At 67.2% G+C, this 25,489-nt stretch carries 21 protein-coding genes; 4 read left to right on the top strand and 17 right to left on the bottom strand.

The annotated features are described in order from the left end of the window. Positions 1 to 32: 32 nt before the first annotated feature. From pdxA to WS95_RS06225, 3 genes are read right to left on the bottom strand one after another with little or no spacing between them, the layout of a single operon-like run. Positions 33 to 1,022: a 4-hydroxythreonine-4-phosphate dehydrogenase PdxA gene (gene pdxA, locus WS95_RS06235; RefSeq protein ID WP_059822882.1), complete on the bottom strand. Its 990-nt coding sequence runs from the start codon at positions 1,020 to 1,022 to the stop codon at positions 33 to 35. Positions 1,023 to 1,033: 11 nt separating this feature from the next. Next, positions 1,034 to 2,392 (bottom strand): peptidylprolyl isomerase, encoded by a 1,359-nt coding sequence (locus tag WS95_RS06230; RefSeq protein WP_059822880.1) that lies wholly within the window; start codon positions 2,390 to 2,392, stop codon positions 1,034 to 1,036. Positions 2,393 to 2,443: 51 nt separating this feature from the next. Then, on the bottom strand, positions 2,444 to 4,804 hold the full coding sequence (locus WS95_RS06225) for an LPS-assembly protein LptD (protein ID WP_034208350.1): 2,361 nt from the start codon (positions 4,802 to 4,804) through the stop codon (positions 2,444 to 2,446). A 221-nt stretch (positions 4,805 to 5,025) separates the two neighbouring features. On the opposite strand from WS95_RS06225, the gene WS95_RS06220 reads away from it, so the two are divergent. Then, entirely contained in the window at positions 5,026 to 6,075 is a 1,050-nt protein-coding gene (locus WS95_RS06220) for an aminoglycoside phosphotransferase family protein (RefSeq protein ID WP_059780520.1), read from the top strand. A 22-nt stretch (positions 6,076 to 6,097) separates the two neighbouring features. Further along, on the top strand, positions 6,098 to 6,820 hold the full coding sequence (murU, locus tag WS95_RS06215; protein ID WP_059822878.1) for an N-acetylmuramate alpha-1-phosphate uridylyltransferase MurU: 723 nt from the start codon (positions 6,098 to 6,100) through the stop codon (positions 6,818 to 6,820). Positions 6,821 to 7,028: 208 nt separating this feature from the next. On the opposite strand, the gene WS95_RS06210 is transcribed toward murU, so the two are convergent. Further along, on the bottom strand, positions 7,029 to 8,900 hold the full coding sequence (locus WS95_RS06210) for an ABCB family ABC transporter ATP-binding protein/permease (protein ID WP_059822877.1): 1,872 nt from the start codon (positions 8,898 to 8,900) through the stop codon (positions 7,029 to 7,031). A gap of 174 nt (positions 8,901 to 9,074) precedes the next feature. On the opposite strand from WS95_RS06210, the gene WS95_RS06205 reads away from it, so the two are divergent. Further along, positions 9,075 to 9,470: an acyl-CoA thioesterase gene (locus WS95_RS06205; protein WP_027789162.1), complete on the top strand. Its 396-nt coding sequence runs from the start codon at positions 9,075 to 9,077 to the stop codon at positions 9,468 to 9,470. 36 nt (positions 9,471 to 9,506) lie between these two features. Here the strand turns inward: WS95_RS06205 and WS95_RS06200 are convergent, their stop codons facing one another. Continuing rightward, positions 9,507 to 9,989: a nitrate reductase associated protein gene (locus WS95_RS06200; protein ID WP_059822875.1), complete on the bottom strand. Its 483-nt coding sequence runs from the start codon at positions 9,987 to 9,989 to the stop codon at positions 9,507 to 9,509. A 114-nt stretch (positions 9,990 to 10,103) separates the two neighbouring features. On the opposite strand from WS95_RS06200, the gene fdhD reads away from it, so the two are divergent. Continuing rightward, positions 10,104 to 10,958, top strand: coding sequence for a formate dehydrogenase accessory sulfurtransferase FdhD (gene fdhD, locus WS95_RS06195; protein ID WP_156444441.1), 855 nt, complete (start codon positions 10,104 to 10,106; stop codon positions 10,956 to 10,958). 51 nt (positions 10,959 to 11,009) lie between these two features. Here fdhD and WS95_RS06190 read toward each other — a convergent pair whose 3' ends face one another. The 12 genes from WS95_RS06190 to ubiB form a co-directional block, all read right to left on the bottom strand. After that, positions 11,010 to 11,777, bottom strand: a complete 768-nt coding sequence (locus WS95_RS06190) for an enoyl-CoA hydratase (RefSeq protein ID WP_059780516.1) — start codon at positions 11,775 to 11,777, stop codon at positions 11,010 to 11,012. A 91-nt stretch (positions 11,778 to 11,868) separates the two neighbouring features. Next, positions 11,869 to 13,068: an acetyl-CoA C-acyltransferase gene (locus tag WS95_RS06185; protein WP_059822873.1), complete on the bottom strand. Its 1,200-nt coding sequence runs from the start codon at positions 13,066 to 13,068 to the stop codon at positions 11,869 to 11,871. A gap of 31 nt (positions 13,069 to 13,099) precedes the next feature. Continuing rightward, on the bottom strand, positions 13,100 to 15,547 hold the full coding sequence (locus WS95_RS06180; RefSeq protein ID WP_059822872.1) for a 3-hydroxyacyl-CoA dehydrogenase/enoyl-CoA hydratase family protein: 2,448 nt from the start codon (positions 15,545 to 15,547) through the stop codon (positions 13,100 to 13,102). Positions 15,548 to 15,660: 113 nt separating this feature from the next. Further along, positions 15,661 to 17,448, bottom strand: coding sequence for an acyl-CoA dehydrogenase C-terminal domain-containing protein (locus tag WS95_RS06175; RefSeq protein WP_059780513.1), 1,788 nt, complete (start codon positions 17,446 to 17,448; stop codon positions 15,661 to 15,663). A gap of 58 nt (positions 17,449 to 17,506) precedes the next feature. Next, complete coding sequence (locus tag WS95_RS06170) at positions 17,507 to 18,106, bottom strand: TetR/AcrR family transcriptional regulator (protein WP_006485742.1); 600 nt, start codon at positions 18,104 to 18,106, stop codon at positions 17,507 to 17,509. Positions 18,107 to 18,305: 199 nt separating this feature from the next. Then, the gene (gene clsB, locus WS95_RS06165; RefSeq protein WP_059822870.1) at positions 18,306 to 19,580 is read right to left on the bottom strand and encodes a cardiolipin synthase ClsB; all 1,275 of its coding nucleotides are present in this window, start codon (positions 19,578 to 19,580) and stop codon (positions 18,306 to 18,308) included. Continuing rightward, on the bottom strand, positions 19,577 to 20,071 hold the full coding sequence (nudB, locus tag WS95_RS06160; RefSeq protein ID WP_034208361.1) for a dihydroneopterin triphosphate diphosphatase: 495 nt from the start codon (positions 20,069 to 20,071) through the stop codon (positions 19,577 to 19,579). Before nudB ends, clsB begins: the two co-directional genes overlap by 4 nt. A 157-nt stretch (positions 20,072 to 20,228) precedes the next feature. Continuing rightward, a complete protein-coding gene (aspS, locus tag WS95_RS06155; RefSeq protein WP_006485737.1) occupies positions 20,229 to 22,031 on the bottom strand; it encodes an aspartate--tRNA ligase in 1,803 nt (600 codons plus the stop codon). A 67-nt stretch (positions 22,032 to 22,098) separates the two neighbouring features. Continuing rightward, complete coding sequence (locus WS95_RS06150) at positions 22,099 to 22,749, bottom strand: DUF502 domain-containing protein (protein ID WP_012329208.1); 651 nt, start codon at positions 22,747 to 22,749, stop codon at positions 22,099 to 22,101. Between the two features lie 61 nt (positions 22,750 to 22,810). Beyond that, entirely contained in the window at positions 22,811 to 23,161 is a 351-nt protein-coding gene (locus tag WS95_RS06145; protein ID WP_059822869.1) for an FmdB family zinc ribbon protein, read from the bottom strand. A gap of 95 nt (positions 23,162 to 23,256) precedes the next feature. After that, entirely contained in the window at positions 23,257 to 23,883 is a 627-nt protein-coding gene (locus tag WS95_RS06140) for an SAM-dependent methyltransferase (RefSeq protein ID WP_034208363.1), read from the bottom strand. A 17-nt stretch (positions 23,884 to 23,900) separates the two neighbouring features. Continuing rightward, positions 23,901 to 25,478, bottom strand: a complete 1,578-nt coding sequence (ubiB, locus tag WS95_RS06135; RefSeq protein WP_059822867.1) for a ubiquinone biosynthesis regulatory protein kinase UbiB — start codon at positions 25,476 to 25,478, stop codon at positions 23,901 to 23,903. Positions 25,479 to 25,489: the final 11 nt, after the last annotated feature.

Below are 25,489 nucleotides of genomic sequence, written 5' to 3'. Positions count from 1 at the left end.
GAAAAATACGACGAATGGGGTAAGCCGCAGCGTCAGGCTGCGCGACGATGGCACGCCATCGTGACGGCCGTATCGAGCGCGGCGATCATGCTGCCCGGATCCGCGCGGCCCGTGCCGGCCAGATCGAGCGCGGTGCCGTGATCGACCGACGTGCGGATGATCGGCAGCCCGAGCGTCACGTTGATGCCCTCGCCGAACGTCGCGTACTTCAGCACGGGCAGGCCCTGATCATGGAACATCGCGAGCACGCAGTCGGCATCGGCCAGATGGCGCGGCTGGAACAGCGTGTCGGCCGGATACGGGCCGCGCGCGTCGATGCGTTGCGCGTTCGCGCGGGCCAGCGCCGGCGAGATCACGTCGATCTCCTCGCGGCCGAGATAGCCGTTCTCGCCCGCATGCGGGTTCAGGCCCGTCACGAGGATGCGCGGCGCGGCGAGACCGAAGTCGCGCCGCAGATCGCGATCGACGATCGCGAGCGTCTCGACGAGCCCGTCGATCGTCAGCGCGGCCGATACGTCCTTCAGCGGCAGGTGCGTGGTCGCGAGCGCGACGCGCAACGGCCGGTCGCCGATGCCCGCCAGCATCATCACGACGCGCGGCGTATGCGTGCGTTCGGCCAGGTATTCGGTATGGCCGGTGAACGGCACGCCCGCGTCGTTGATCGTGCTCTTCTGCAGCGGCGCGGTGACGATCGCGTCGTACCGGCCCGCCAGCGCGCCGTCGATCGCCGCATCGAGCAGCCCGAGCACGTAACGGCCGTTCGCCGCGTCCAGCTTGCCCGCCTGCGCCGGCACCGCCAGCGCATGATGCGCGACCGACACCTGCGTGCCGCCGGCCCACGCGGCCGGGTCGGCGCCGACCGCCGCCGCCCGCGCGTCGAGCAGCGCTGCATCGCCGAGCACGGTGAAATGCGCGTCGGGCCAGCGCTGCGCGGCGTCACGCAGCGCCTGCACGGTCAGTTCCGGGCCGACCCCCGCGGGTTCGCCGGTCGTGATCGCGATCTGCAGCGCGGGCGTGGTCATTCGATGCTCGCTCAGTTCGCCGGGCCGACGCCGCCGATCTTGTACTGCACGTACGACGAATCGCGCAGCTCGCGCAGCCAGTCGGCATATGCCTGTTCCGCCTTGCGCTGGCCGATCGCCTGACGCGCGATGTCCATCTGCTGCTGCACCGACCCTTCCGCCTCGCGGCGGTTCAGCACCTGAATCAGGTGGTAGCCGTACTCGGTACGAATCGGCTGGCTGATCTGGCCGTCCTGCAGGTTGTTCATCGCGCGCTCGAATTCCGGCACGGTCTCGCCCGGGCTGATCCAGCCGAGGTCGCCGCCCTGCGATGCGGAACCGTCCTGCGAGTAGGTGCGCGCGAACTTCGCGAAATCGCCGCCGGCCTCGACCTGGTTGCGGATGTCGATCAGTTGCTGACGCGCCTGGCCTTCCGACTTGCCTTCGCCGACACGCAGCAGGATGTGGCGCACGTGCGTCTGCACGATCTTCGGCGCGGCGGCGCTCGCGCCCTGGCTCTGGCGGCGATCGACCAGGCGCACGATCTCGAAGCCGTCCGGCACGCGGATCAGCGTCGGGTTGACCTGGCCCGGGCGCAGCTTCGACGCGGCGTCGACGACGTCGGCCGGCAGCGCGCTCGGCGCCTTGAAGCCGAGATCGCCGCCCTTCTTCGCGTCGTTCGCTTCGGAGTTGTTCTTCGCGAGCCGCTCGAAATCGGCGCCCGACTTCGCCTGCTGCAGCAGCGCCTCGGCCTTCTTCTGCGCGGCTTCGATGTCGGCCTGCGGCGCGTTGGTGGGCGCCTTGATGAAGATGTGCTGGAAGCGCAGGTCCTGCTGCTGCGACGCGTTCGGCCCGCGCTGGCTCGCGATGTAGTTCGCGACTTCGGCGTCCGACACCGTGATCTTGCCGTCGACCTCGCGCTCGCGCAGCTTCGACAACATCAGTTCGGTGCGTGCGTCGTTCGTGAAGATGCTCCAGGGCACGCCCTGCGCCTCGAGACGCGCGCGGTACTGGTCGAGCGTCATCCCGTTCGCCTGCGCGAGCCGCTGCAGCGTGGCCTGCACGGTCGCGTCGTCGATGCGGATCCCGTCGTCCTTGGCCTTCTGCACCTGGATACGTTCGAGCACCATCTGGTTCAGCACTTGCGCGCGCAACTGGTCGGCCGGCGGCACCGGCGCGTTCTGCTGCTGCAGCCGGCGAGCGATCAGGCCCACGCGCTGGTCGAGTTCGCGGCCCGTGATCACGTCGTTGTTGACGACCGCGACGACTTCGTCGGCGAGCTGCGCACCTTGCGAACCGAGTGCCTGCGCCGCGGCCGGCGCGGCGGCGAGCAGCGCGGCGGACGCGGCGAGGCTGGACACGACTGCCGCGAAACGAAGGGTTTTCTTCATTGCCACTGAAACTCCATTGAAATCGTGCTGACCGGTGCAGACATGCCGGCGTTACTCGTAGTTGCTGAAGCGGGACATCGGCGGCGGCGGCGGCGGCAACGGCGTATAGCCCGGCACCCCGGCGCGGAATGCGGACACGAGGCCGTTGTCGATGGTCGACAAGCCCTTGAGCGTCAGCTGCATCATGAATCGCGTCGACGAGTTCTGCTGTCCCGACGAATTGATGCCGTTCGCGGCCCGCTGCACCCCGACCCCGAGCGCCCAGCAATCCGCGTCGTATTGTAAGCCGACCAGACCGTCGACCACGCGATCTCCGGCGAGGTCGTAGTTGAAACGGCCGATCGCATACAGGCGGCGCGTGAGCGGCCATTGCGCGGACACCAGGAACTGGTTGATCGGCTGGTTGTCGAGCGTGGTGTTCGCGCGCGTATAGCGGTAGCCGACGTTGATCACGCGGCGCTCGCCCGGGCTGTAGCCGAAACCGACGCTCGACTTCACGAGCTGGTTGTTGTTCTGGTTGTACTGGAACGCCGTTTCCGACATGAAGCCCGAGCCGAGCTTCAGCGCGGCGCCGACGATCAGGTCCGAGTGGCGCGCCAGCACGGCGCTCTGCCCGGGGTTCAGCGTGACGCGCTGATCGGCGAAGTAATACTGCTGCGCGATCACGAAGCGCGCGCGCTCGTCGCCGGTGCGCGGATCGATGAAGCGCGACGTGAGGCCGGCCGTGATCCGGTTCGCATCGGCGATCCGGTCGTTGCCGACGAACGTGTTCGGCTGGTAGATCTCCGCGAGGCCGAAGTCCGATTCCGCGGTGTCGAACAGCGGCGCGTTCGACTGATCGCGATACGGCGTGTACACGTAGTACAGGCGCGGCTCGAGGGTCTGGATGAAGTCCTGGCCGAACAGGCGCACCGAACGATCGAAGATCAGGCCCGAATCGAAGCTCACGGTCGGGATCGACTCGGTGAAGCGCTTCGGGTTGTTCGGCGTGGTCGACGACAGGTAGTTCAGGTCGTACGACGCGAAGTGATACTGGACCTTCGGCACGACGAAGTAGCCGGGGCCGTACACGCCGTACGCGATGTACGGGTTGAAGACGATCCGGTCGCCTTGAGTCGCATCGGCGGTCGTGATGCGGAACCGCGAATAGTCGGCTTCCGCGCCGAAGTCGAAGCCGCCGACGTTGTACTTCGTGTACTTCACGTTCAACTGCGGCTCGCGGCTGTACGGCGCGATCGACGGCGGCAGCGTCTGCCAGTGCTGGTAGCGCGCGAGCACCGACCATGGGCCGTTGTTGTACGTGAGGCCGGCTTCCTGCTGGTACAGCGTCTGCGTGCCGTTGATGAACTGGTTCGACGACCCGAGGTCTTCGGGATACGTGTTGTCCGAGACCTTGTTGAAGTAGACGTAACCGCCGAAACCGCCGCCGAAGTTCTGCTGGTGCTGCCAGTAGATCGCGTAGCGGTTGCGGTGCGCGAGCCGGTCGTCCGGCAGGTAATTGGCCGTAAACGTGCCCGAATACGACGGCGACAGGTAGCGGAACGTCGCTTCGGTCATCACGCCGCGCCGCGAGATGATGCGCGGCGTGAGCGTGAGATCGCGATTCGGCGCGATGTTGAAATAGTACGGCAGCGTCAGCTCGAAGCCGTTGCTCGAGTTCATCGAGAACGTCGGCGGCAGCAGGCCGCTGCGCCGCTCGCCCGACAGCGGGAACGTCATCCACGGGCTCGCGAAGATCGGCACGCCCTGGAAGAAAAGCACGCCGTTGCGCGCGGTGCCCTCGTCGGCGCCCGTGTCGAAATCGAAGCGGCTGCCCTTGATGTACCACGCGGGGTTCGTCGAGCACTGGCACGCCGTATACGTGCCGTTGACGAACACCGAGCGCTCGTTGTCGACCATGTCGACCCGCTCCGCGCTGCCCGACCCGCCCGTCACGTTGAAGTGATACTTCGGCGCGGTCATGAAGCCCTGGTTCGCCTCGATCTTCAGGTGCGCCTCGGGGCCCGCGAACGACGTACCGCCGTTGATCACCTTGACCTGGCCGTACGCATCGGCCATGTCGGTATCCTGATCGTAGTGGATCGCGTCGGCCTTCACGACGGCGTCGCCGCGCCGCAGCTCGGCCGAACCCTTCGCGGCGAGGTCCTGCTCGGCGGTGCCGCTCGTGTGGTCGGCGATCACGAAAGCGGCCGGCTTCGCGCCGTCCTTCAGCGGATGATCCTCGAGCTGGGGCGCGAGACGCAGATCCCACGGCGAGTCGAGCGGCTGCGGCTGCGCAGCCGCACCCGTCAGCTGCGCGTACGACACGGCCGGCACGAGGCCGGGCACGGCCAGGAGCGCGAGCGCGAGCCGCCGTTTGCGCGGCGCCCCGTCACCGGGGAAAACATTCGGGAATAGCGGTTTGGGCGGCATCTATCGTTTGGCGAATCGCCCCTTGTCAACCGCGCCTGCGCGGCACCGTCGCGCGGCGGGCCGCGCCGTCGAGCCGCGACTGCGGCTCTTCGCAAACCGGGGAGGCGATCGCACGGGCGGCGCGACAGGCGGCGAGCCTGCACGGCGGAAGCTGACGCGGGGCGCGTCAAAAAAGTCGTGGGGTATTATATGGCAAGACGTTCCCCCCTCCGCCGAGTTTCATGACGCCCCCATCCGCCGCATCCCAGCCCGACGCCCGCCTCGAAGCGCTCACCGCGTGGCTGCGCCCGCTCGCCGAGCGCTACGCGCTCGATCTGTCGACCCTCGCGCCCGCGTCGTCGGACGCCAGTTTCCGCCGCTATTTCCGCGTCGCATCGGCCGCCAGCGCCGGCGGCACGCTGATCGCGGTCGATGCGCCGCCGCCCGAGAAGTGCCGCGAGTTCGTCCAGGTCGCGCAGTTGCTCGCCGCGGCCGGCGACCACGTGCCGGACGTGCTGGCCCACGATTTCGACGCGGGCTTCATGCTCGTGACCGACCTCGGCCGCACGTCGTACATCTCGGTGCTCGATCCGGCCGATCCGGCCGCCGCGCGAACGCTGATGCGCGCCGCGCTCGATGCGCTGATCCGCTTCCAGCTCACGTCGAAGCCGGACGTGCTGCCGCCGTTCGACGAAGCGTTCCTGCGCCGCGAAATGGAGCTGCTGCCCGAATGGTTCGTCGGCCGCCACCTCGGCAAGCCCGTCACCGACGCGATGCGCGGCACGCTCGACCGCACGTTCGCGCTGCTGGTCGCGAGCGCGCATGCGCAGCCGCAAGGCTTCATGCTGCGCGACTTCATGCCGCGCAACCTGATGGTGTGCGAGCCGAACCCGGGCGTGCTCGACTTCCAGGACGCCGTGTACGGGCCGCTGACGTACGACGTCGTGTCGCTGCTGCGCGACGCGTTCATCAGCTGGGACGAGGAATTCGAGCTCGACTGCTTCGCGTACTACTGGGAAAAGGCGAAAAAGGCCGGCTTGCCGGTCGATCCCGACTTCGGCGAGTTCTACCGCCAGCTCGAATGGATGGGGCTGCAGCGCCATATCAAGATCCTCGGCCTGTTCGCGCGCATCAACTACCGCGACGGCAAGCCGCACTATCTGAACGACCTGCCGCGCTTTCTCGCGTATGCGCGCAAGGTCGCGCTGCGCTATCGCCCGCTCGTGCCGTTCGCGAAGCTGCTCGACGAGCTCGAGGGCAACGCGCCGGCCGACGTCGGCTATACGTTCTGACCGTCCTCACGCCTCGTCGAACATGAGCCCTACCCTGACCACGGCGATGATCTTCGCCGCCGGACGCGGCGAGCGGATGCGCCCGCTGACCGACACCTGCCCGAAGCCGCTGCTCGAAGCCGGCGGCAAGCCGCTGATCGTCTGGCAGATCGAGGCGCTTGCGCATGCGGGCATCGAGACGATCGTGATCAACCACGCGTGGCTCGGCGAGCAGATCGAGGCCGCGCTCGGCGACGGTTCGCGCTGGGGCGTGCGGCTCGCGTATTCGGCCGAGGGCGACGCGCTGGAAACCGCCGGCGGCATCGCGCAAGCGCTGCCGCTGCTCGAGCGCGACGGGCAGCCGGCCGTGTTCGCGGCCGTCAGCGGCGACGTGTACTGCGCGTTCGATTACCGGACGCTCGCGCCGCGCGCCGCCCGGATGGCCGCGCTCGACACGCCGGCGATGCACCTCGTGATGGTGCCGAACCCGCCGTTCCATCCGGCCGGCGACTTCGCGCTCGGCGACGACGGCCGTCTCGCGCTCGACGGCGCCGCGCGCTTCACGTTCGGCAACATCGGCCTGTACGACACGCGGATGTTCCGCGACCTCGCGCCCGGCACGCGGCGCGCGCTGACGCCGTACTATCGCGCGGCGATCGAAGCCGGCCGCGCGAGCGGCGAGCTGTACGAAGGGATCTGGGAGAACGTCGGCACGCCCGCGCAGCTCGGCGAACTCGACGCGCGGCTGCGCACCGCCGCCGGTTGATCGTTTCGCGGCCGGCTACCGGCTTGCCGGCGCGGCGGCCGATGAGGTGACGGGCCGATGTGGCGGCCGGTCGACCGACCGCGAACCGGTCCGGGATCGAATGTCGGGAACGCCCCGCCGGCTCACCCGGTGGTGACAACCCCACGCTGCCCGACAGCCGGCACACAGCCCGGCTCCCGCCGTACGCCGCGTCGTGCGACACCCGCGCTCACGCGGCCTCGGCCTCTTCCCCGCCTGCCGCCGCGCGTTGCTGCTGCAACGCCCACATCTGCGCATACAGCCCGTCGGCGCGCACGAGTTCGTCGTGCGTGCCGCGCTCGACGATCCGCCCGTGGTCCATCACGAGAATCTGCTGCGCGTGCACGACCGTCGACAGCCGGTGCGCGATCACGAGCGTCGTGCGATGCCGCGCGATCTGGTCGAGTTCGTGCTGGATCGCGCGTTCCGAGCGCGAATCGAGCGCCGACGTCGCTTCGTCGAACAGCAGCACCGGCGGATCCTTCAGCAGCGTACGCGCGATCGCGACGCGCTGCTTTTCGCCGCCCGACAGCTTCAGCCCGCGCTCGCCGACCGGCGTGTCATAGCCCTTCGGCAACCCCTCGATGAAATCGTGGATGTGCGCGGCGCGCGCGGCCGCGATCACTTCGTCGCGGCTCGCCGTCGGCCGGCCGTACGCGATGTTGTAATAGATCGAATCGTTGAACAGCACGGTGTCCTGCGGCACGATCCCGATCGATGCGCGCAGCGATTCCTGCGTGACGTCGCGGATGTCCTGGCCGTCGATGCGGATCGCGCCGCCCGCCTGCCGGTCGAGATCGTAGAAGCGGAACAGCAGCCGCGACAACGTCGACTTCCCCGAACCGCTGTGGCCGACCACCGCGGTCGTCGTGCCGGCCTCGATCGTAAACGTCACGTCGTGCAGGATCTGCCGCGACGGCTCGTACGCGAAGTTCACGTGCTCGAAGCGCACCTGCGCGCCGGCCACTGCGAGCGGCGGCGCATCGGGCCGGTCGGCCACTTCCTTCGGCGCCGACAGCAGCCCGAACATCCGGTCCATGTCGGTCAGGCTCTGCTTCAGCTCGCGATAGACGACGCCGAGGAAGTTCAGCGGAATGTACAGCTGCAGCATGAACGTGTTGATCAGCACGAGATCGCCGAGCGTCAGCTTGCCCGCGAGCACGCCCTGGGTTGCGCGCCACAGGATGAACACGAGCCCCGTGCCGATGATCGCCTGCTGGCCGAAGTTCAGCACCGACAGCGAGTTCTGCGAACGGATCGCGGCCTTCCGGTAGCGCTTCAGGTTTTCGTCGTAGCGTTGCGCCTCCCACTCCTCGTTGCCGAAGTACTTCACCGTCTCGTAGTTGATCAGCGAGTCGATCGCCCGCGAGTTCGCGCGCGAATCGAGTTCGTTCATCGTGCGGCGGAAATGCGTGCGCCAGTTGGTGACCTTCACGGTGAACACGATGTACGTGACGAGCGCCGCGAACGTCACGTACGCGTAGTAGGCCTCGTACTTGACCACGAAGAAGCCGAGCACGAGCCCGACTTCGACGAGCGTCGGCAGGATGCTGTACAGCGAATACGAAATCAGCTGCTGGATGCCGCGCGTGCCGCGCTCGATGTCGCGCGACATGCCGCCCGTCTGGCGTTCGAGGTGAAACCGCAGCGACAGCCCGTGCAGATGCCGGAACACCTGCAGCGCGAGCTGGCGCACCGCGCTCTCGGTGACTTTCGAGAACAGGATTTCGCGCAGCTCGGTGAACAGCGACGTCGACAGCCGCACGAGCGCATACGCGACGACCAGCAGCCCGACGCCGCCCGCGAGCACGATCCCGGCCGACTGCTCGGCGCGGCCGAGCGCGGTGAGCTGCTGCACGGCGGACAGATGATCGACGATGCGTTTCATCACGACCGGCACGCCGAGGTTCGCGACCTTCGCACCGATCAGGCAGCCGAGTGCGAGCGCGACGCGCCATTTGTAGGTGGTCAGGTACGGCAGCAGCGACCGGATGGTCTGCCAGTCGTTGCGAGGCCCGGTCGAAGCCGGCGCGGGCTCGCCGGAAGCGGGAAATCGGCGCATGGGGGAAGGGTTGTGCGGCGGTACGGGACGCGCGTATCGGCGGCCGGCTCGCGCGCTTTCTCGTACAATTTGCGAACGTTGTATTGTCGCAGAAGCCGCTTCGCGCCGCTGCCGGCGCCCTCGCCGGCCACGCTGCGCGCGGCGGCCCATTTATTACAGGATGAAAGCCCCGCCATGACCGATTCGACCCTCGAACTCCCGCAGAAGCAGCCCGCGCTGCGCGTCGTCCCGCAACCGCACGACGCGAACGTCCACGGCGACGTGTTCGGCGGCTGGATCATGTCGCAGGTCGACATCGCCGGCTCGATCCCCGCGAGCCAGCGCGCGAACGGCCGCGTCGCGACGGTCGCGGTCAATTCGTTCGTGTTCAAGCAGCCGGTGTTCGTCGGCGATCTGCTGAGCTTCTACGCGACCATCATGCGCACCGGCAACACGTCGATCACGGTCGACGTCGAGGTGTATGCGCAGCGCATGCGCCTGATGGGCGAAATCGTGAAGGTCACCGAAGCGACGCTCACGTACGTCGCGACCGGCCCCGACCGCAAGCCGCGGCAACTGCCGCCGCTCTGACGGGCACGCGCCGCGCCGCAGCGCGGCAGACGGCCGTCAATGCGCGGCCGTCAGCCCGAACTCCCGCATCGCGGGCACGAAATCGTGATTCAGCGTCGGCTTGCGCGACAGCTTGACGAGCACGTAGCGCTGGAACGGCGCGAGCCGCTGCCACTGCGCGAGCGCGGGCGCCGGCAGCCCGGCCAGCGCGCTTTGCTGCACGAGCGACTCCGGCACCGTGTCGACGGCGCGCCAGGCCGGCTGCTCGTCCGGCTGGAACCATGACGGCTCCAGATCGGCGTGCGTGCGCAGCATTTCGAACAGCGCGTGATCGAAGTTGGGCTCGATCGCGGTGTCGTCGTCGGCCGGAAAGCGCGCGAGCAGCTTGCGGTCCTCGAGCGGCAGCAGCTGCCACTGTTCGAGCGAAATCCGCAGCCCGAAGCGGTCGAGATTGAAACGCACGATCATCGGGATGTACGTGAAGTTTTCCGACGAATCGTGTTCGAAGTTGAAGAGCAACGGAGCGTCGCTGAGTCCCATGGTCGTTACCTGACGTGGCGGATGCCGGCGCGGCCGGCTTGCCTGGGGTATTTTAGAACCTCTGCGCGCGGGCGGCGGCACGATCGTCGCCGGCCGTGCTTCGAATCAACGGGAGTGCTCGTGAATCCGACCCAATCAGACACACCGCGCGACGAACTTCGCGACGAACCGCGCGGCGCGATCGAGCTGCCCGTGAGCCGCACGCGCGGCGGCGCGGTCGAGGCCGCGCACGACTTCGTCGGCCAGGAGTGGCCGGTCGCCCTCGTCTTCAACGGCATCTCGCACGCGGTGATGATGTGTACGCCGTGCGATCTCGAAGCGTTCGCGGTCGGCTTCGCGATCTCGGAAGGGATCGTCGCGCGCGGCAGCGACATCAAGGACATCGAGGTGATCCTGCACGCCGACGCGCCGCTGCCGCATGCGGAAGTCCACCTGGAAGTCGTCCAGCAGGCGTTCGCCGCGCTGAAGGACCGGCGCCGCGCGCTCGCGGGGCGCACCGGCTGCGGCGTCTGCGGAATCGAAAGCATCGACCTGCTCGACCTTGCGCCCGAACGCGTGCCCGATACCGGCTTTCTCGCGCGCCTCGCGCCCGACGCGCTGGCGCGTGCAGCGCATGCGCTGCCGGCACACCAAGCGCTCACGAAACTGACCGGCGGCCTGCATGCGGCCGCATGGTGCGACGCAACAGGCGCGATCCGGACGGCATTCGAGGACGTCGGCCGCCACAATGCGCTCGACAAGCTGATCGGCTCGCTCGTGCTGTCGCGTGCCGATCCCGCCGACGGCTTCGTATTCCTGTCGAGCCGCGCGAGCTACGAGCTCGTACGCAAGGCCGCGCGGGTCGGCATCCCGCTGGTCGCGACCATCTCCGCGCCGTCGTCGCTCGCGATCGAGATCGCGAAGGCGGCCGGCTTGCGGCTCGTCAGCTTCTGCCGCGAAACGGGTTACGTCGACTACGGCACGGCCTGATCGCGGTCGCGGCCGCGCAACGGCGATGCACCGCCGCGCGGCCTGCTCCGTTCAGTCGAACTGACGGAAATCCGGCTTGCGCTTCTCGAAGAACGCCGTCATCGCCTCGCGTGCCTCCGGCGCGCGCAGCATCTCGGCGAAGTGGCGCGCTTCCTCGGCCATCCGCGCGGGCGTCGCCACGCCGCCCGTCTCCTTCAACAGCGCCTTCGTCACACGCAGCGAAGCCGCCGGCAACGCCGCCAGCTTCGCCGCCTGCTTCGCCGCGAATGCGTCGAGTTCGGCCGCCGGCAGCACGCGATTGACGATGCCGATCCGGTGCGCTTCCAGCGCGTCGAACGCCTCGCCGAGCAACAGCTTCTCGGCGGCGACCTGATGGCCGGCCAGGCGCGGCAGCAACGCGCTCGAGGCCGCTTCCGGACACAGCCCGAGCTGCACGAACGGCAGCGAGAACGTTGCGGTGTCGGCCGCGTAGACCAGATCGCAGTGCAGCAGCATCGTCACGCCGACCCCGACCGCGATGCCCGGCACCGCCGCCACGATCGGCTTGCTCGCGCCGCTGATCCGCGCCAGAAACTGGAAGACCGATGCGGTGTCGTCCTTCGGCGGCGACTTCAGGAAGTCCTCGAGATCGTTCCCCGAGCTGAAATTGCCGTCGCTGCCGCGCAGCAGGATCGCGCGGACCGCCTTGTCTTCCTGCGCGTCGGCGAGCGCATCGGCCATCGTCTGGTACATCGCCGCCGTCAGCGCATTCTTCTTCGCCGGGCGCGCGATCGTGATCGTCATCACGCCGTCGGCGCGTTCCACTTGAATGTCCGCCACAACCGTCTCCTTGAACTGTCCTCTACCGGAATGAAAAACGGTGCGCGAGCTCGTGGCCCGCGCACCGTCGTCGTTTTTCGTCGCGTCCCGCTTACAGGCGTTCGATGATGCCCGCCGCGCCCATGCCGGTGCCGACGCACATCGTGACCATCCCGTATTTCAGGTTGCGGCGGCGCAGGCCGTGCACGACGGTCGCCGCGCGGATCGCGCCGGTCGCGCCGAGCGGGTGGCCCAGCGCGATCGCGCCGCCGACCGGGTTGACCTTCGACGGATCGAGGCCGAGATCGCGGATCACCGCCAGCGACTGCGCGGCGAACGCCTCGTTCAGCTCGATCCAGTCGAGATCGTCCTGCTTCAGGCCGGCGGCCTTCAGCGCGGCCGGAATCGCTTCCTTCGGGCCAATGCCCATGATTTCCGGCGGCACGCCGCGTACCGCGAAGCTCACGAAGCGCGCGAGCGGCGTCAGGTTGAATTCCTTGAGCACCTTCTCCGACACGACGAGCAGCGCACCCGCGCCGTCCGACGTCTGCGAGCTGTTGCCGGCCGTGACCGAACCCTTGTTCGCGAACACCGTGCGCAGCTTCGCGAGGCCTTCGAGCGACGTATCCGCGCGCGGGCCTTCGTCGAGCTTGATCTCGCGCGTCTTCACGTCGACTTCGCCGGTCGCGAGATTCGGGAAGCGCTCGGTGATCGTGTACGCGGCGATTTCGTCGCCGAACTCGCCGGCCTGCTGCGCGGCGAGCGCCTTGCGGTGCGACTCGACCGAGAACGCGTCCTGGTCCTCGCGGCTCACCTTCCACTGTTCCGCCACGCGCTCGGCCGTCAGGCCCATCCCGTATGCGATGCCGAAGTCTTCGCTACGATCGAAGATGTGCGGCGACATCGACGGCTTGTTGCCCATCATCGGCACCATGCTCATCGATTCGCAGCCGCCCGCGAAGATCGCGTCCGCTTCGCCGACGCGGATGCGGTCGGCCGCCATCGCGAGCGCGGTGATGCCCGACGCGCAGAAGCGGTTGACCGTCACGCCGCCGACCGTCTGCGGCAGGCCGGCGAGCAGCGCGCCCATGCGCGCGACGTTCAGGCCCTGCTCGGCTTCGGGAATCGCGCAGCCGATGATCGCGTCCTCGATCACCTTCGTGTCGAGACCGGGCACCTGCGCGACCGCCGACTTGATCGCGTGGACCAGCAGCTCATCCGGCCGCGTGTTCTTGAAGACACCGCGCGGGGCCTTGCCGATCGGCGTGCGGCTGGCGGCGACGATGTATGCGTCTTGCAATTGTTTGCTCATTTCAGACTCCTTGTCCGCTCTGTCCGCTCGCTCAGTTACGCACCGGCTTGCCGGTCTGCAACATGCCCATGATCCGTTCCTGCGTCTTCTGCGTGCCGAGCAGCTCGACGAACGCGCGGCGCTCGAGCGCGAGCAGCCACTCTTCGTCGACGAGGCTGCCGGCTTCGACGTCGCCGCCGCACACGGCTTCGGCGATGCGGCTCGCGATCAGGAAGTCGTGGTCGCTGATGAAGCGGCCGTCGCGCATGTTGACGAGCTGCGCCTTGATCGTCGCGATCGCCGAGCGGCCCGCGACCGGCACGTCCTTCGCGCGCAGCGGCGCGCGGTAGCCGGTGTCGGCCAGCGCACGGGCTTCCTTCTTCGCGGTGTCGAGCAGTTCGAACACGTTGAAAACGATCGTGTCGGACGGCTTCACGTAGCCCATCGCACGTGCGTCGTGCGCGGACGACGACACCTTCGCCATCGCCGCGTTCTCGAACGACTTCGTGACGAACTTCAGGATGTCGGTGGTCGCATTCGCGGCCGTCGCCGCTTCCGCCGCGCGCAGCGCCGCTTCCTTCAGGCCGCCGCCCGCCGGCACGAGGCCGACGCCCACTTCGACGAGACCGATGTAGCTCTCGACGTGCACGACGCGCTTCGCGCTGTGCAGCATCAGCTCGCACCCGCCGCCGAGCGCGATGCCCGATACGGCCGCCACGACCGGCACGTTCGCGTACTTCACGCGCAGCATGCCTTCCTGGAACTTCTTCACGAACGGCTCGATGCCCTTCGCGCCGCCCATCATGAACGCAGGCATCGCCTCCTCGAGGTTCGCGCCGGCCGAGAACGGGCCGCCCGGCGTGCCGAGCTTCAGCGAAGTCGGCTGCCAGATCACCACGCCCTTGTAGTCCTTCTCCGCGAGTTCGATGGCCTGCACGAGGCCGTCGATCACGCTCGGTCCGATCGTGTTCATCTTCGACTTGAACGACACGATCACGACGTCGTCCTCACCCGCACGGTCGTCGACCCATGCACGCACCGCGTCGGTTTCGAACAGCGTCTTGCCGTACGTCTTCGGGTCGGCTCCCGCTGACGGGCCGGCTTCGCCGAGCAGCGGCGCACGGAACACCTGCTTGTCGTAGACCGCGAGGTCCGAACGCGGCACGAAGCGCTTCGACGCCGGCGCCCACGAGCCTTCGGCCGTGTGCACGCCGCCCTTCTCGGCGACCGGGCCTTCGAGCACCCACGACGGCAGCGGCACGTTCGCGAGCGCCTTGCCGGCCGCGATGTCTTCCTGCACCCATTCGGCGACCTGCTTCCAGCCGGCGGCCTGCCAGCCTTCGAACGGGCCTTCGTTCCAGCCGAAGCCCCAGCGGATCGCGAGGTCGACGTCGCGCGCGTTGTCGGCGATCGACTCGAGATGCACGCCGATGTAGTGGAACACGTCGCGGAAGATCGACCACAGGAATTGCGCATGCGGATGATCCGTCTCGCGCAGCAGCTTCAGGCGCTCCGCCGGCGGACGCTTCAGGATGCGGCCGACCGTTTCGTCCGCCTTCGCGCCCGAATCGACGTAGGTGCCCGTCTTCGCGTCGAGCACCTTGATCGCCTTGCCTTCCTTCTTGTAGAAGCCGCCGCCCGTCTTCTGGCCGAGCGCGCCCTGCTTCACCAGCTCGGCGAGCACGGCGGGCGTCTGGTAGACCGGGAAGAACGGATCGTCGGCGAGGTTGTCCTGCATCGTCTTGATCACGTGCGCCATCGTGTCGAGGCCGACCACGTCCGCGGTGCGGAACGTCGCCGACTTCGCGCGGCCGAGGCGGCTGCCCGTCAGATCGTCGACTTCGTCGAAGCGCAGGCCGAATTTCGCGGCTTCGGTGATCACCGCGAGGATCGAGAAGATGCCGACGCGGTTCGCGATGAAGTTCGGCGTGTCCTTCGCGCGCACGACGCCCTTGCCGACGACGCTCGTCAGGAAGGTTTCGAGCTGGTCGAGGATCTCCGGACGCGTGTGCGCGGTCGGGATCAGCTCGACGAGGTGCATGTAGCGCGGCGGATTGAAGAAGTGCACGCCGCAGAAGCGCGACTTCAGCTCGTCCGAGAAACCTTCGGACAACTTCGTGATCGACAGGCCCGACGTGTTGGTCGCGAAGATCGCGTTCGGAGCGATGTGCGGCGCGACCTTCTTGTACAGGTCGTGCTTCCAGTCCATCCGCTCGGCGATCGCCTCGATCACGACGTCGCATTCGGCCAGCTTCGCGATGTCGTCTTCATAGTTGGCCGCTTCGAGGTACTTCGCATCGTCCTTCACGCCGAACGGCGCGGGCGACAGCTTCTTCAGGTTCTCGATCGCCTTCAGCGCGATCGCGTTTTTCGGGCCTTCCTTGGCCGGCAGGTCGAACAGCAGCACCGGCACGCGCGCGTTGACGAGGTGCGCGGCGATCTGCGCGCCCATCACGCCGGCGCCCAGCACGGCGACCTTGCGAATCAGGAAATTGCTCACGGGATGTCTCCGGATAGTGTCGTGCAGCGCGGAATGTGAGAGCTGCACGGCGAAGTGAGTACCAGGAACCGTTGCGTTCGGGCGGCGCGCGGCGCGCCCCGCCCGGACTCGCGTCAGAACAGCGATTCGTCGACTTCCATCAGCGTCTTCGAACCCGCGCGCGCGGCGCGGATCGTCGCGGCCGTCTCGGGCAGCAGGCGCGCGAAGTAGAAGCGGGCCGTCGCGAGCTTCGACTTGTAGAACGGGTCGCCCGACGCTTCCTTGTCGAGCGCGAGACGCGCCATGCGTGCCCAGAAGTACGAGAACACCAGGTGGCCGACGGTACGCAGGTACGGCACGGCCGCAGCACCGACTTCGTCGGGGTTCTGCATCGCCTTCATGCCGATTTCCATCGTCAGCTTCTGCACCTTGTCGCCGATGTCGGCGAGCGGGTTGATGAACTCGGCCATCTCCGGCTTCACGCCTTCGGCTTCCGCGAATTCCGTCACGAGCTTGCCGAACTTCTTCAGCTTCGCGCCCATGTCGCCGAGCACCTTGCGGCCCAGCAGGTCAAGCGACTGGATCGAGTTCGTGCCTTCGTAGATCATGTTGATCCGCGCGTCGCGCACGTACTGCTCCATGCCCCACTCGGAGATGAAGCCGTGGCCGCCGTAGATCTGCATCGCGTGGTTGGTCGACTCGAACGCGTTGTCGGTCAGGAACGCCTTGATGATCGGCGTGAGCAGCGCGACGAGGTCGGCCGCTTCCTTGCGCACGGCTTCGTCGGCGTGCGACAGCTCCTTGTCGATCTGCAGCGCGGACCAGTACGTGAACGCGCGCGCGCCTTCCGCGTAGGCCTTCTGCGTGAGCAGCATGCGGCGCACGTCCGGATGCACGATGATCGGGTCGGCCGGTTTGTCCGGCGCCTTCGGGCCCGTCAGCGAGCGCATCTGCAGGCGTTCCTTCGCATACGCCAGCGAGTTCTGGTACGCGACTTCCGTGAGGCCGAGGCCCTGCATGCCGACGCCGAGGCGCGCGGCATTCATCATCACGAACATCGCGTTCAAGCCCTTGTTCGGCTCGCCGACCATCCAGCCCTTCGCGCCGTCGAGGTTCATCACGCACGTCGAGTTGCCGTGGATGCCCATCTTGTGCTCGATCGAGCCGCACTTGATGCCGTTGCGTTCGCCCGGCTCGCCCGAAGCGTCCGGAATGAACTTCGGCACGATGAACAGCGAGATCCCCTTCGTGCCTTGCGGCGCGTCCGGCAGGCGCGCGAGCACGAGGTGGACGATGTTCTTCGACATGTCGTGCTCGCCGCTCGAGATGAAGATCTTCGTGCCGCTGATCGAGTACGAGCCGTCGCCGTTCGGTTCGGCCTTGGTGCGCAGGATGCCGAGGTCGGTGCCGCAGTGCGGCTCGGTCAGGCACATCGTGCCCGTCCATTCGCCCGACACGAGCTTCGGCAGGTATTGCTGCTGCAGTTCCGGCGCGCCGTGCGCGTGCAGGCATTCGTACGCGCCGTGCGACAGGCCCGGATACATCGTCCATGCCTGGTTCGCCGAGTTCAGCATTTCGTAGAGCGCGTTGTTCACGAACGCGGGCAGGCCCTGGCCGCCGTAGTCCGGATCGCAGCCGAGCGCCGGCCAGCCGGCCTCGACGTACTGCCGATACGCTTCCTTGAAGCCGGTCGGGGTCTTCACGACGCCGTCGCCTTCATACGTGCAGCCTTCGCGGTCGCCGACCTGGTTCAGCGGGAACAGCACCTCGGAGCAGAACTTGCCCGCTTCCTCGAGGACCTGGTTGATCGTGTCGGCGTCGAGGTCCGCATGCCTGGGCATTTGCTTGACTTCGGCTTCGACGTTCAGAAGCTCGTGCAACACGAATTGCATGTCGCGCAGCGGCGCGGCGTACTGTCCCATGACTCTCTCCAAAGGTGGGCAAAACGGCTCGAGCTCCTGGCGGGCGGATCACGCGCCGCTAACGGCTCTCGCTCTGATACGAAACGATCGTCTTTTCCAGCGCGGCCCACGTGAGGCGCACCGCATCCGGCGAATGCAGGAAGCGTGCGTCGTGATGCAGGCCGAGCGTGAAGCTGTACAACTCGAAGAGCATCAGTTCCGGATCCGTGTCCGTGCGCAGATGCCCTTCTTCCATCGCCTGCGAAATGGCGCGCAGCAACGCGGCACGCCAGGCGGTCACGCTCGCGATCAACTGCTCGCGCACGGGGCTGTCCGGCCGGTCGTCGTACTCCACTGCGCCGCTGATGTAGATGCACCCGGTCGTCACCTCCTGGATGCGCTTCTCGATCCAGCGCGCCAGCATCGCCCGAAGACGCGGCAGACCGCGCGACTCGCGCAGACTCGGAAAGAACACCTCGTTCTCGAAACGATGGTGATACTCGCGGACGACCTCGACCTGCAGGTCTTCGCGCGAACCGAAGTGCGCGAACACGCCGCTCTTGCTCATCTGCATGCGCTCGGCCAGCAGGCCGATCGTCAGCCCCTCCAGCCCGTCACGGCTGGCGAGATCCAAAGCAGCTTCGAGTATCGCGGCACGCGTCTGTTCGCCTTTTCGCATAGCTTTTTCTGTAACCGTTCGGGGGTTCGAATAAAATCGAACGGCCGTACTATTATTGAGTGCGGCCGCTCGCGAAACAAGGAAATTATTAGAAACCGGTGTCTAACCGAGCCGCTATTTTGCGCGATTCCGGCGGGACCGGAGCGGCTTTTCCGCACGAACGTGCGGACGGATTTTTGAAGCGAATGCTTAGTCTGCGTCAGTCGTAACCGCCGACCGTCAGCGCCTTCATCACGACACGATACGCGGTGTACGCGAGCCAGTTCAGCAGCCGCTCGACGCGCGGGCGCGCGGCGTAGCGCGCGGCGTCGATCTCGCGGCCTTCGGCGAACGCAGCGGCGATCGCGTCGCGCAACTGGTTCGTGACTGCATCGTAGCGCACCAGCACGACGTTCGCTTCATTGTTCAGCATCAGGCTCAGCGCGTCCAGATTCGACGAGCCGACCGTCGCCCAGTTGTCGTCGATCACCGCGACCTTGCCGTGCAGGATCGTCTTGTCGTATTCGGCGACGCGCACGCCCGCGCGCAGCAGCGTGTGATAGAGGAACGGCACGGCCGTATCGAGCGCCGCGAACTCCTTGCGGCCGATCAGCACCTGCACGTCGACGCCACGTCGCGCCGCGCCCGTCAGCGCGCGACGCAGCTTGCGGCCCGGCATGAAATACGGATTCGCGAGCAGGATCCGCTGGCGGGCCTGGCCGATCGCCGCGAGATAGGCCTTCTCGATCGCGCGGCGATTCACGACGTTGTCGCGCGCGACGAACGCGACGCTCGGCTCGGTCACGACCCGCAGCGCGCCGGCCTTGATCCACCGGTGGCTGCGCATCCAGCGCCGGAACATGTCCGGGAACGCTTCGCCGCCGTGCAGCCCGGCCGCGTACTGCGCATACGGCTTGTGGCCGAACTGGATCCGGTGCCACTGCAGCTCGAATGCGGCGCGCACGTCGGACACCGCGGGCCCGGCCATCTCGACCGCGAAATCCCAGCGCGGGAACGGCAGCGTCGCGCTGCCCTGCGTGTAGTCGTCGACGATGTTGATGCCGCCGCAGAACGCGACCGCATGATCGATCACCGCGAGCTTGCGGTGCGTGCGCGAGAAGCCGAAGCGGCCGAACAGGTAGCGGTTGTAGATGCAGTGCTCGACGCCGGACTCGGCCCACGTGTCGAACAGCGGCAGGCGCGCGGTGCCGATGCCGTCGGTGATCACGCGCACGCGCACGCCGCGCTGCGCCGCGCGAATCAGCGCGTCCGACACCGGGCGACCGGCCTCGTCGTCGCAGAAGATGTAGGTTTCGAGCATCACCTGCTCGCGGGCGGCGTCGATCCGTTCGATGAGCGCCCGGAAGAATTCGCCGCCGGTTTCGCACAGCCGCACCGTATTGCCGGCCGTAAACGCGAGCCGCGACGCGGAGCCGCGCTCCTGCAGAAACATCTGCCGCAATTGCGCGAAGCGCTTGCGGGTCTCCGCATTCATGCGGACGAGCCGTGCGGCGCGCGCGCGAGCGCCACGCGCGCGGGCAATTGCAGGATCGCTTCGGCGTTCGACGGCGAGAAGCAACGCGCGGCCGCTTCGCGGAACGGCAGCCACGCATGATCGACATGCTCGCGCGGCGACAGCGTCACGTCGACGCGATGCGGCACGCACAGGCCGAACCAGTGCTCGACGTTGCGCGTGACGCCCGGCGCATAGCGGTGCAGGTATTGCGGATAGATCGTGTATTCGATCCGGTGATGCCAGTCGACGAGCGCGGTGGCCGGCACGTCCGGCGTGCCGATCGCGATGCCGGTCTCCTCCGCCACTTCGCGCGCGGCGGTGAGCGCGAGCGGCTCGTCGAGCGCGTCCTTCGAGCCGGTGACCGATTGCCAGAAATCGGGCTGGTCGGCACGCTTGATCACGAGCACATCGAGGTCGGGCGTGTAGATCACGACGAGAACGGATTCGGGGATTTTCGGCGGCTTCGTCATCTTTGTTTCATGCGGCACGGGGCCGTGCATGGGCCCGTGCTCCGAACGTGCGGCAAGTGCTGCGACTGTACCGCAAAAAATGAAAAAGGCGCATCGCTGCGCCTTTTTCATGGGTGTCGTGTGGGCGTCACCGCACACACGACCTGCGAGGAGCGCGTTACGCCTTCGGCTGCTCCGGCTGACGCAGACGGATGTGCAGCTCGCGCAGTTGACGCTCGTCGACCGGGCTCGGCGCCTGCGTGAGCAGATCCTGCGCACGCTGCGTCTTCGGGAACGCGATCACGTCGCGGATCGAATCGGCGCCGGCCATCATCGTGACGATGCGGTCGAGACCGAATGCGATACCGCCATGCGGCGGCGCGCCGTACTGCAGCGCGTCCAGCAGGAAGCCGAACTTCGCCTGCGCTTCCTCGGCGCCGATCTTCAGCGCGCGGAACACCTTGCTCTGCACTTCCTCGCGATGGATACGCACCGAGCCGCCGCCGATTTCCCAACCGTTCAGCACCATGTCGTACGCCTTCGCGAGGCAGCGGCCCGGGTCGGTCTCGAGGTACTCGAGGTGCTCGTCCTTCGGGCTCGTGAACGGATGGTGCGCGGCGACGTAGCGCGCGTCTTCGTCGTCGTACTCGAACATCGGGAAGTCCACGACCCACAGCGGCTTCCAGCCGGCCTGGACGAGACCGTTCGCCTTGCCGAATTCCGAATGACCGATCTTCAGGCGCAGTGCGCCGAGGCTGTCGTTGACGACCTTCGCGCGGTCGGCCGCGAAGAAGATGATGTCGCCGTCTTCGGCGCCGGTGCGCTCGAGGATCGCCGCGATCGATGCGTCGTGCAGGTTCTTGACGATCGGGCTCTGCAGGCCGTCGCGGCCCTTCGCCTTCTCGTTGACCTTGATCCATGCGAGGCCCTTCGCGCCGTAGATGCGCACGAATTCCGTGTAGCCGTCGATGTCGCCGCGCGACAGCTCGCCGCCCTTCGGCACGCGCAGCGCCGCGACCCGGCCGTCCTTCGCGTTGGCCGGCGTGCTGAACACCTTGAAGTCGACGTCCTTCATCGCGTCGGTCAACTCGGTGAATTCGAGCTGCACGCGCAGGTCCGGCTTGTCCGAACCGAAACGCGCCATCGCTTCCGAGTACGGCATCACCGGGAATTTCGCGTCGAGTTCGACGTCGATCGTCGTCTTGAAGATGTGACGGATCATGTCCTCGAACAGGTCGCGGATTTCCTGCTCGCCGAGGAACGACGTTTCGCAGTCGATCTGCGTGAATTCCGGCTGACGGTCGGCGCGGAGGTCCTCGTCGCGGAAGCACTTGGTGATCTGGTAGTAACGGTCGAAGTTCGCGACCATCAGCAGCTGCTTGAACAGCTGCGGCGACTGCGGCAGCGCGAAGAACTGGCCTGCGTTCACGCGCGACGGCACGAGGTAGTCGCGCGCGCCTTCCGGCGTGCTCTTCGTCAGCATCGGCGTTTCGATGTCGATGAAGCCCTGCTCGTCGAGGTACTTGCGCGCCTCGATCGCGACGCGGTAGCGCAGGCGCAGGTTGTGCTGCATCTGCGGGCGGCGCAGGTCGAGCACGCGATGCGTGAGACGCGTCGTTTCGGACAGGTTGTCGTCGTCGAGCTGGAACGGCGGCGTGACCGACGCGTTCAGCACGTTCAGTTCGTGGCACAGCACTTCGATCTTCCCGCTCTTCAGGCCGGCGTTGACCGTGCCCTCCGGACGATTGCGCACGAGACCCTTGATCTGCACGCAGAACTCGTTGCGCACGCCTTCGGCGGTCGCGAACATCTCGGCGCGATCCGGATCGCACACCACCTGCACGAGGCCTTCACGATCGCGCAGGTCGATGAAGATCACACCGCCGTGATCGCGGCGGCGCTGCACCCAGCCGCACAGCGACACGGTTTGGCCCAGCAGGTGTTCGGTCACGAGACCGCAGTATTCAGTACGCATCGACATGATGTTTGCTTTCGTTCGGTTTGATCAACGGGCGCCGCAACGCGCGGCCCGGGCGATGATTCTTTACTTACAGCGGCGGCTCGACGGGACGGCGGGCGGGCGCCGGAACCGGCGCCGAAGGCGCCACGACGCCCATCGAGACGATGTACTTGAGCGCGGCATCGACCGACATGTCGAGTTCGATGACTTCGCTCTTCGGCAGCATCAGGAAGAAGCCCGACGTCGGGTTCGGCGTCGTGGGCACGTACACGCTCACGTACTCTTCCGTCAGATGGTTGACCACGTCGCCGCCGGGCGTGCCGGTCAGAAACGCGATCGTATACGAGCCGCGGCGCGGGTATTCGATCAGCAGCGCCTTGCGGAACGCATTGCCGCTGCTCGACAGCAGCGTGTCCGATACCTGCTTGACGCTCGTGTAGATCGGCCCGACGACCGGGATGTGACGCACGACCGCGTTCCACCACGTGACGAGCTTCTGGCCGATGAAGTTCTGCGTGGCCAGCCCGACCACGAAGATGAACGCGAGCGTCAGCACCGCGCCGATTCCCGGCAGATGGAAGCCGAGCATCCGCTCGGGCTGCCACGATTCGGGCAGCAGGAGCAGCGTCTGGTCCATCGTGCCGATGATGAGGCCGAGCACCCACAGCGTGATCGCGAGCGGGACGAGAACCAGCAGGCCGGTCAGGAACACCGTTTTCAGGGTCGTCTTTTTCATCATCTGCCGTCAATGAACCGCGCCGGAAGCGCGGGTTGGTCGCGGCCCGGCCGGGCCGCGACGGTCAACTGCCGGCGGCGGGCGTCGCGGCCGGAGCCGGCGCGGCGCTCGTCGTCGTGCTGCCCGAACCGCTCGCCGCAGCCGGCGCGGCCGCGGCGGGTGCGGCTTGCGCCGCGGGCGCTGCCGGCGCCGCGTCGCCCGACGCCATCGCCGGTGCGCTGGCGCCGCCCGAACCGCCGCGGAAATCGGTGACATACCACCCCGAACCCTTCAGCTGGAAACCGGCGGCGGTCACCTGTTTGCGGAAAGCATCCTTCCCGCATTCAGGGCATTGCGACAGCGGCGCGTCGCTCATCTTCTGGAGCACGTCCTTCGCGAAACCGCACGCTTCGCATCGATAGGCGTAGATCGGCATGATATTTTTCCCGCAGAAACTGGAAACGGCTTGCAAAACCTTGAATTATAGCCGAAACCCCGGCGCGCTCCGGCAATGGTCGCGGCGCCCGTGCATCAGCGGCGACGCCACGTGAGCCAGCGCTCGTGCCCGTCGAACACGGCCAGCGAATCGGTCACCGGCAAATCCTCGACCAGCTCGAAGTGCGGCGCGAGCAACGCGTCGAGTTCCGCCCGCTCGATCCCGAACGGCGGCCCCTTCGGTTTCGCCACCAGGAAGAAATAGCCGGCCAGCAATCCGTCCGCGGGCAGCAGCTCGGCCATCCGCGCCGCATAGCCGGCGCGCTGGCTCGGCGGCAATGCGCACAGGAACGCCCGCTCGTACACCCACTGCACGTCGAACGGCGGACGGTACTGAAAGAAATCGGCCTGCTCGACGACGCCCGCATGCGCGCCGAGCTGCGCCTTCGCAGCAGCGACCGCCTGCGCGGCGAAATCGATCGCACGCACCGGCCAGCCGGCCTGCGCGAGCCATCCGGCCTCCTGCGCGCTGCCGCAGCCGGGAATCAGCACCGCGCACGGCTCGAGCCGATGCGCGAACACGCGAAACCCGTCCGGCACGCCGCCGAACTCCCACGGCGTCACGCCGCGTTCGAAGCGCTCGTCCCAGAACGACGCGCTGCCCGGGTCGCGCGTCGCGAAATCGGCGGCCGACGGTGCGGCCGGTTGCTTCGGATCGGACATCACCGTGCTCCTTTCGATCAAGCGCCGTACGCGAGCGCGAGCAGCACGCGCGCGACGAGCGCGCCGACGCCGACGGCCAGGCCGAAGACCAGCAACGCCTGCAGCAGCCGGTTCGTCCGCTTCTGCTCGACGAGAATCTGACGCATCAACTCCTCGCTCGCGGCGCGCGGCGCGTCGTGGCGGGCGGCCATCGCATGGTGGATCAGGCGCGGCAGTTGCGGCAGCGTCTTGCTCCACTGCGGCGCCTCGACCTTGAACCGCTCGTACCAGCCGCGCAGGCCGATCTGCTCGGTCATCCAGCGCTCGAGATACGGCTTCGCGGTCTTCCACAGGTCGAGCTCGGGGTCGAGCGAGCGGCCGAGCCCTTCGACGTTCAGCATCGTCTTCTGCAGCAGGACGAGCTGCGGCTGGATCTCGACGTTGAAGCGGCGCGACGTCGAGAACAGCCGCATCAGCACCTGGCCGAGCGAGATGTCCTTCAGCGCGCGGTCGAAATACGGCTCGCACACCGCGCGGATCGCACTTTCGAGCTCCTCGACGCGCGTCTCGGGCGGCACCCACCCCGATTCGAGGTGGAGCGTCGCGACGCGATGGTAGTCGCGCTTGAAGAACGCGAGGAAGTTCTGCGCGAGGTAATTCTTGTCGAAATCGGACAGCGCGCCGACGATCCCGAAATCGAGCGCGATATAGCGGCCGAACGTATTCGGATCGAGGCTCACCTGGATGTTGCCGGGGTGCATGTCCGCGTGGAAAAAGCCGTCGCGGAACACCTGCGTGAAGAAGATCTCGACGCCTTCGCGCGCGAGCTTCTTGATGTCGACGCCGGCCGAGCGCAGCGTCTCGACCTGGCTGATCGGCACGCCCGTCATGCGCTCCATCACGAGCACCTGCGACGTCGAGAAATCCCAGAACATCTCGGGCACGAGCAGCAGGTCGAGGCCCGCGAAGTTGCGGCGCAGCTGGCTGCCGTTGGCGGCCTCGCGCATCAGGTCGAGCTCGTCGTGCAGGTACTTGTCGAATTCGGCGACGACCTCGCGCGGCTTCAGGCGCCGGCCGTCGGCCCACATGCGCTCGGTCCACGTCGCGATGTCGCGCATCAGCGCGAGGTCGGAATCGATCACCGGCAGCATGTTCGGGCGCAGCACCTTGACGGCGACGGCCTTGCCCGCATGCGCGCCCTGCTTCAGCTTCGCGAAATGCACCTGCGCGATCGATGCGCTCGCGATCGGCTCGCGCTCGAATTCGTCGAACAGCTCGTCGACCGGCGCACCGAGCGACTTCTCGATGATCGCGATCGCGACCGCCGAATCGAACGGCGGCACCTGGTCCTGCAGCCTCGCGAGCTCGTTCGCGAAATCGACCGACAGCAGGTCGCGGCGCGTGGACAGCACCTGGCCGAACTTCACGAAGATCGGGCCGAGGCTTTCGAGCGCGTGGCGCAACCGCACGGCGGGCGGATCGGAGTAGCGGCGGCCGATCGTCGTGATCCGCAACAGCAGCTTCACGCGCCGGTCGTCGATCCGGGACAGCATCACTTCGTCGAGACCAAAGCGGATGACGGTGTAGACGATCTTGATGAAACGGAAAATGCGCATGCCCTGCGGCC

The organism is Burkholderia sp. MSMB1826 (assembly GCF_001526325.1).
In the GTDB taxonomy this organism is placed as follows: domain Bacteria; phylum Pseudomonadota; class Gammaproteobacteria; order Burkholderiales; family Burkholderiaceae; genus Burkholderia.
Note: the sequence above shows the minus strand (reverse complement) of the source record. Positions and strands in the feature narration are given on the sequence as shown.

Coding starts and splice junctions, on each gene's coding strand:
- pdxA (WP_059822882.1), bottom strand. CDS start 1,022: ATGACCACGCCCGCGCTGCAGATCGCGATCACGACCGGCGAACCCGCG.
- WS95_RS06230 (WP_059822880.1), bottom strand. CDS start 2,392: ATGAAGAAAACCCTTCGTTTCGCGGCAGTCGTGTCCAGCCTCGCCGCG.
- WS95_RS06225 (WP_034208350.1), bottom strand. CDS start 4,804: ATGCCGCCCAAACCGCTATTCCCGAATGTTTTCCCCGGTGACGGGGCG.
- WS95_RS06220 (WP_059780520.1), top strand. CDS start 5,026: ATGACGCCCCCATCCGCCGCATCCCAGCCCGACGCCCGCCTCGAAGCG.
- murU (WP_059822878.1), top strand. CDS start 6,098: ATGAGCCCTACCCTGACCACGGCGATGATCTTCGCCGCCGGACGCGGC.
- WS95_RS06210 (WP_059822877.1), bottom strand. CDS start 8,900: ATGCGCCGATTTCCCGCTTCCGGCGAGCCCGCGCCGGCTTCGACCGGG.
- WS95_RS06205 (WP_027789162.1), top strand. CDS start 9,075: ATGACCGATTCGACCCTCGAACTCCCGCAGAAGCAGCCCGCGCTGCGC.
- WS95_RS06200 (WP_059822875.1), bottom strand. CDS start 9,989: ATGGGACTCAGCGACGCTCCGTTGCTCTTCAACTTCGAACACGATTCG.
- WS95_RS06185 (WP_059822873.1), bottom strand. CDS start 13,068: ATGAGCAAACAATTGCAAGACGCATACATCGTCGCCGCCAGCCGCACG.
- WS95_RS06175 (WP_059780513.1), bottom strand. CDS start 17,448: ATGGGACAGTACGCCGCGCCGCTGCGCGACATGCAATTCGTGTTGCAC.
- WS95_RS06170 (WP_006485742.1), bottom strand. CDS start 18,106: ATGCGAAAAGGCGAACAGACGCGTGCCGCGATACTCGAAGCTGCTTTG.
- clsB (WP_059822870.1), bottom strand. CDS start 19,580: ATGAATGCGGAGACCCGCAAGCGCTTCGCGCAATTGCGGCAGATGTTT.
- nudB (WP_034208361.1), bottom strand. CDS start 20,071: ATGACGAAGCCGCCGAAAATCCCCGAATCCGTTCTCGTCGTGATCTAC.
- aspS (WP_006485737.1), bottom strand. CDS start 22,031: ATGTCGATGCGTACTGAATACTGCGGTCTCGTGACCGAACACCTGCTG.
- WS95_RS06150 (WP_012329208.1), bottom strand. CDS start 22,749: ATGATGAAAAAGACGACCCTGAAAACGGTGTTCCTGACCGGCCTGCTG.
- WS95_RS06145 (WP_059822869.1), bottom strand. CDS start 23,161: ATGCCGATCTACGCCTATCGATGCGAAGCGTGCGGTTTCGCGAAGGAC.
- WS95_RS06140 (WP_034208363.1), bottom strand. CDS start 23,883: ATGTCCGATCCGAAGCAACCGGCCGCACCGTCGGCCGCCGATTTCGCG.
- ubiB (WP_059822867.1), bottom strand. CDS start 25,478: ATGCGCATTTTCCGTTTCATCAAGATCGTCTACACCGTCATCCGCTTT.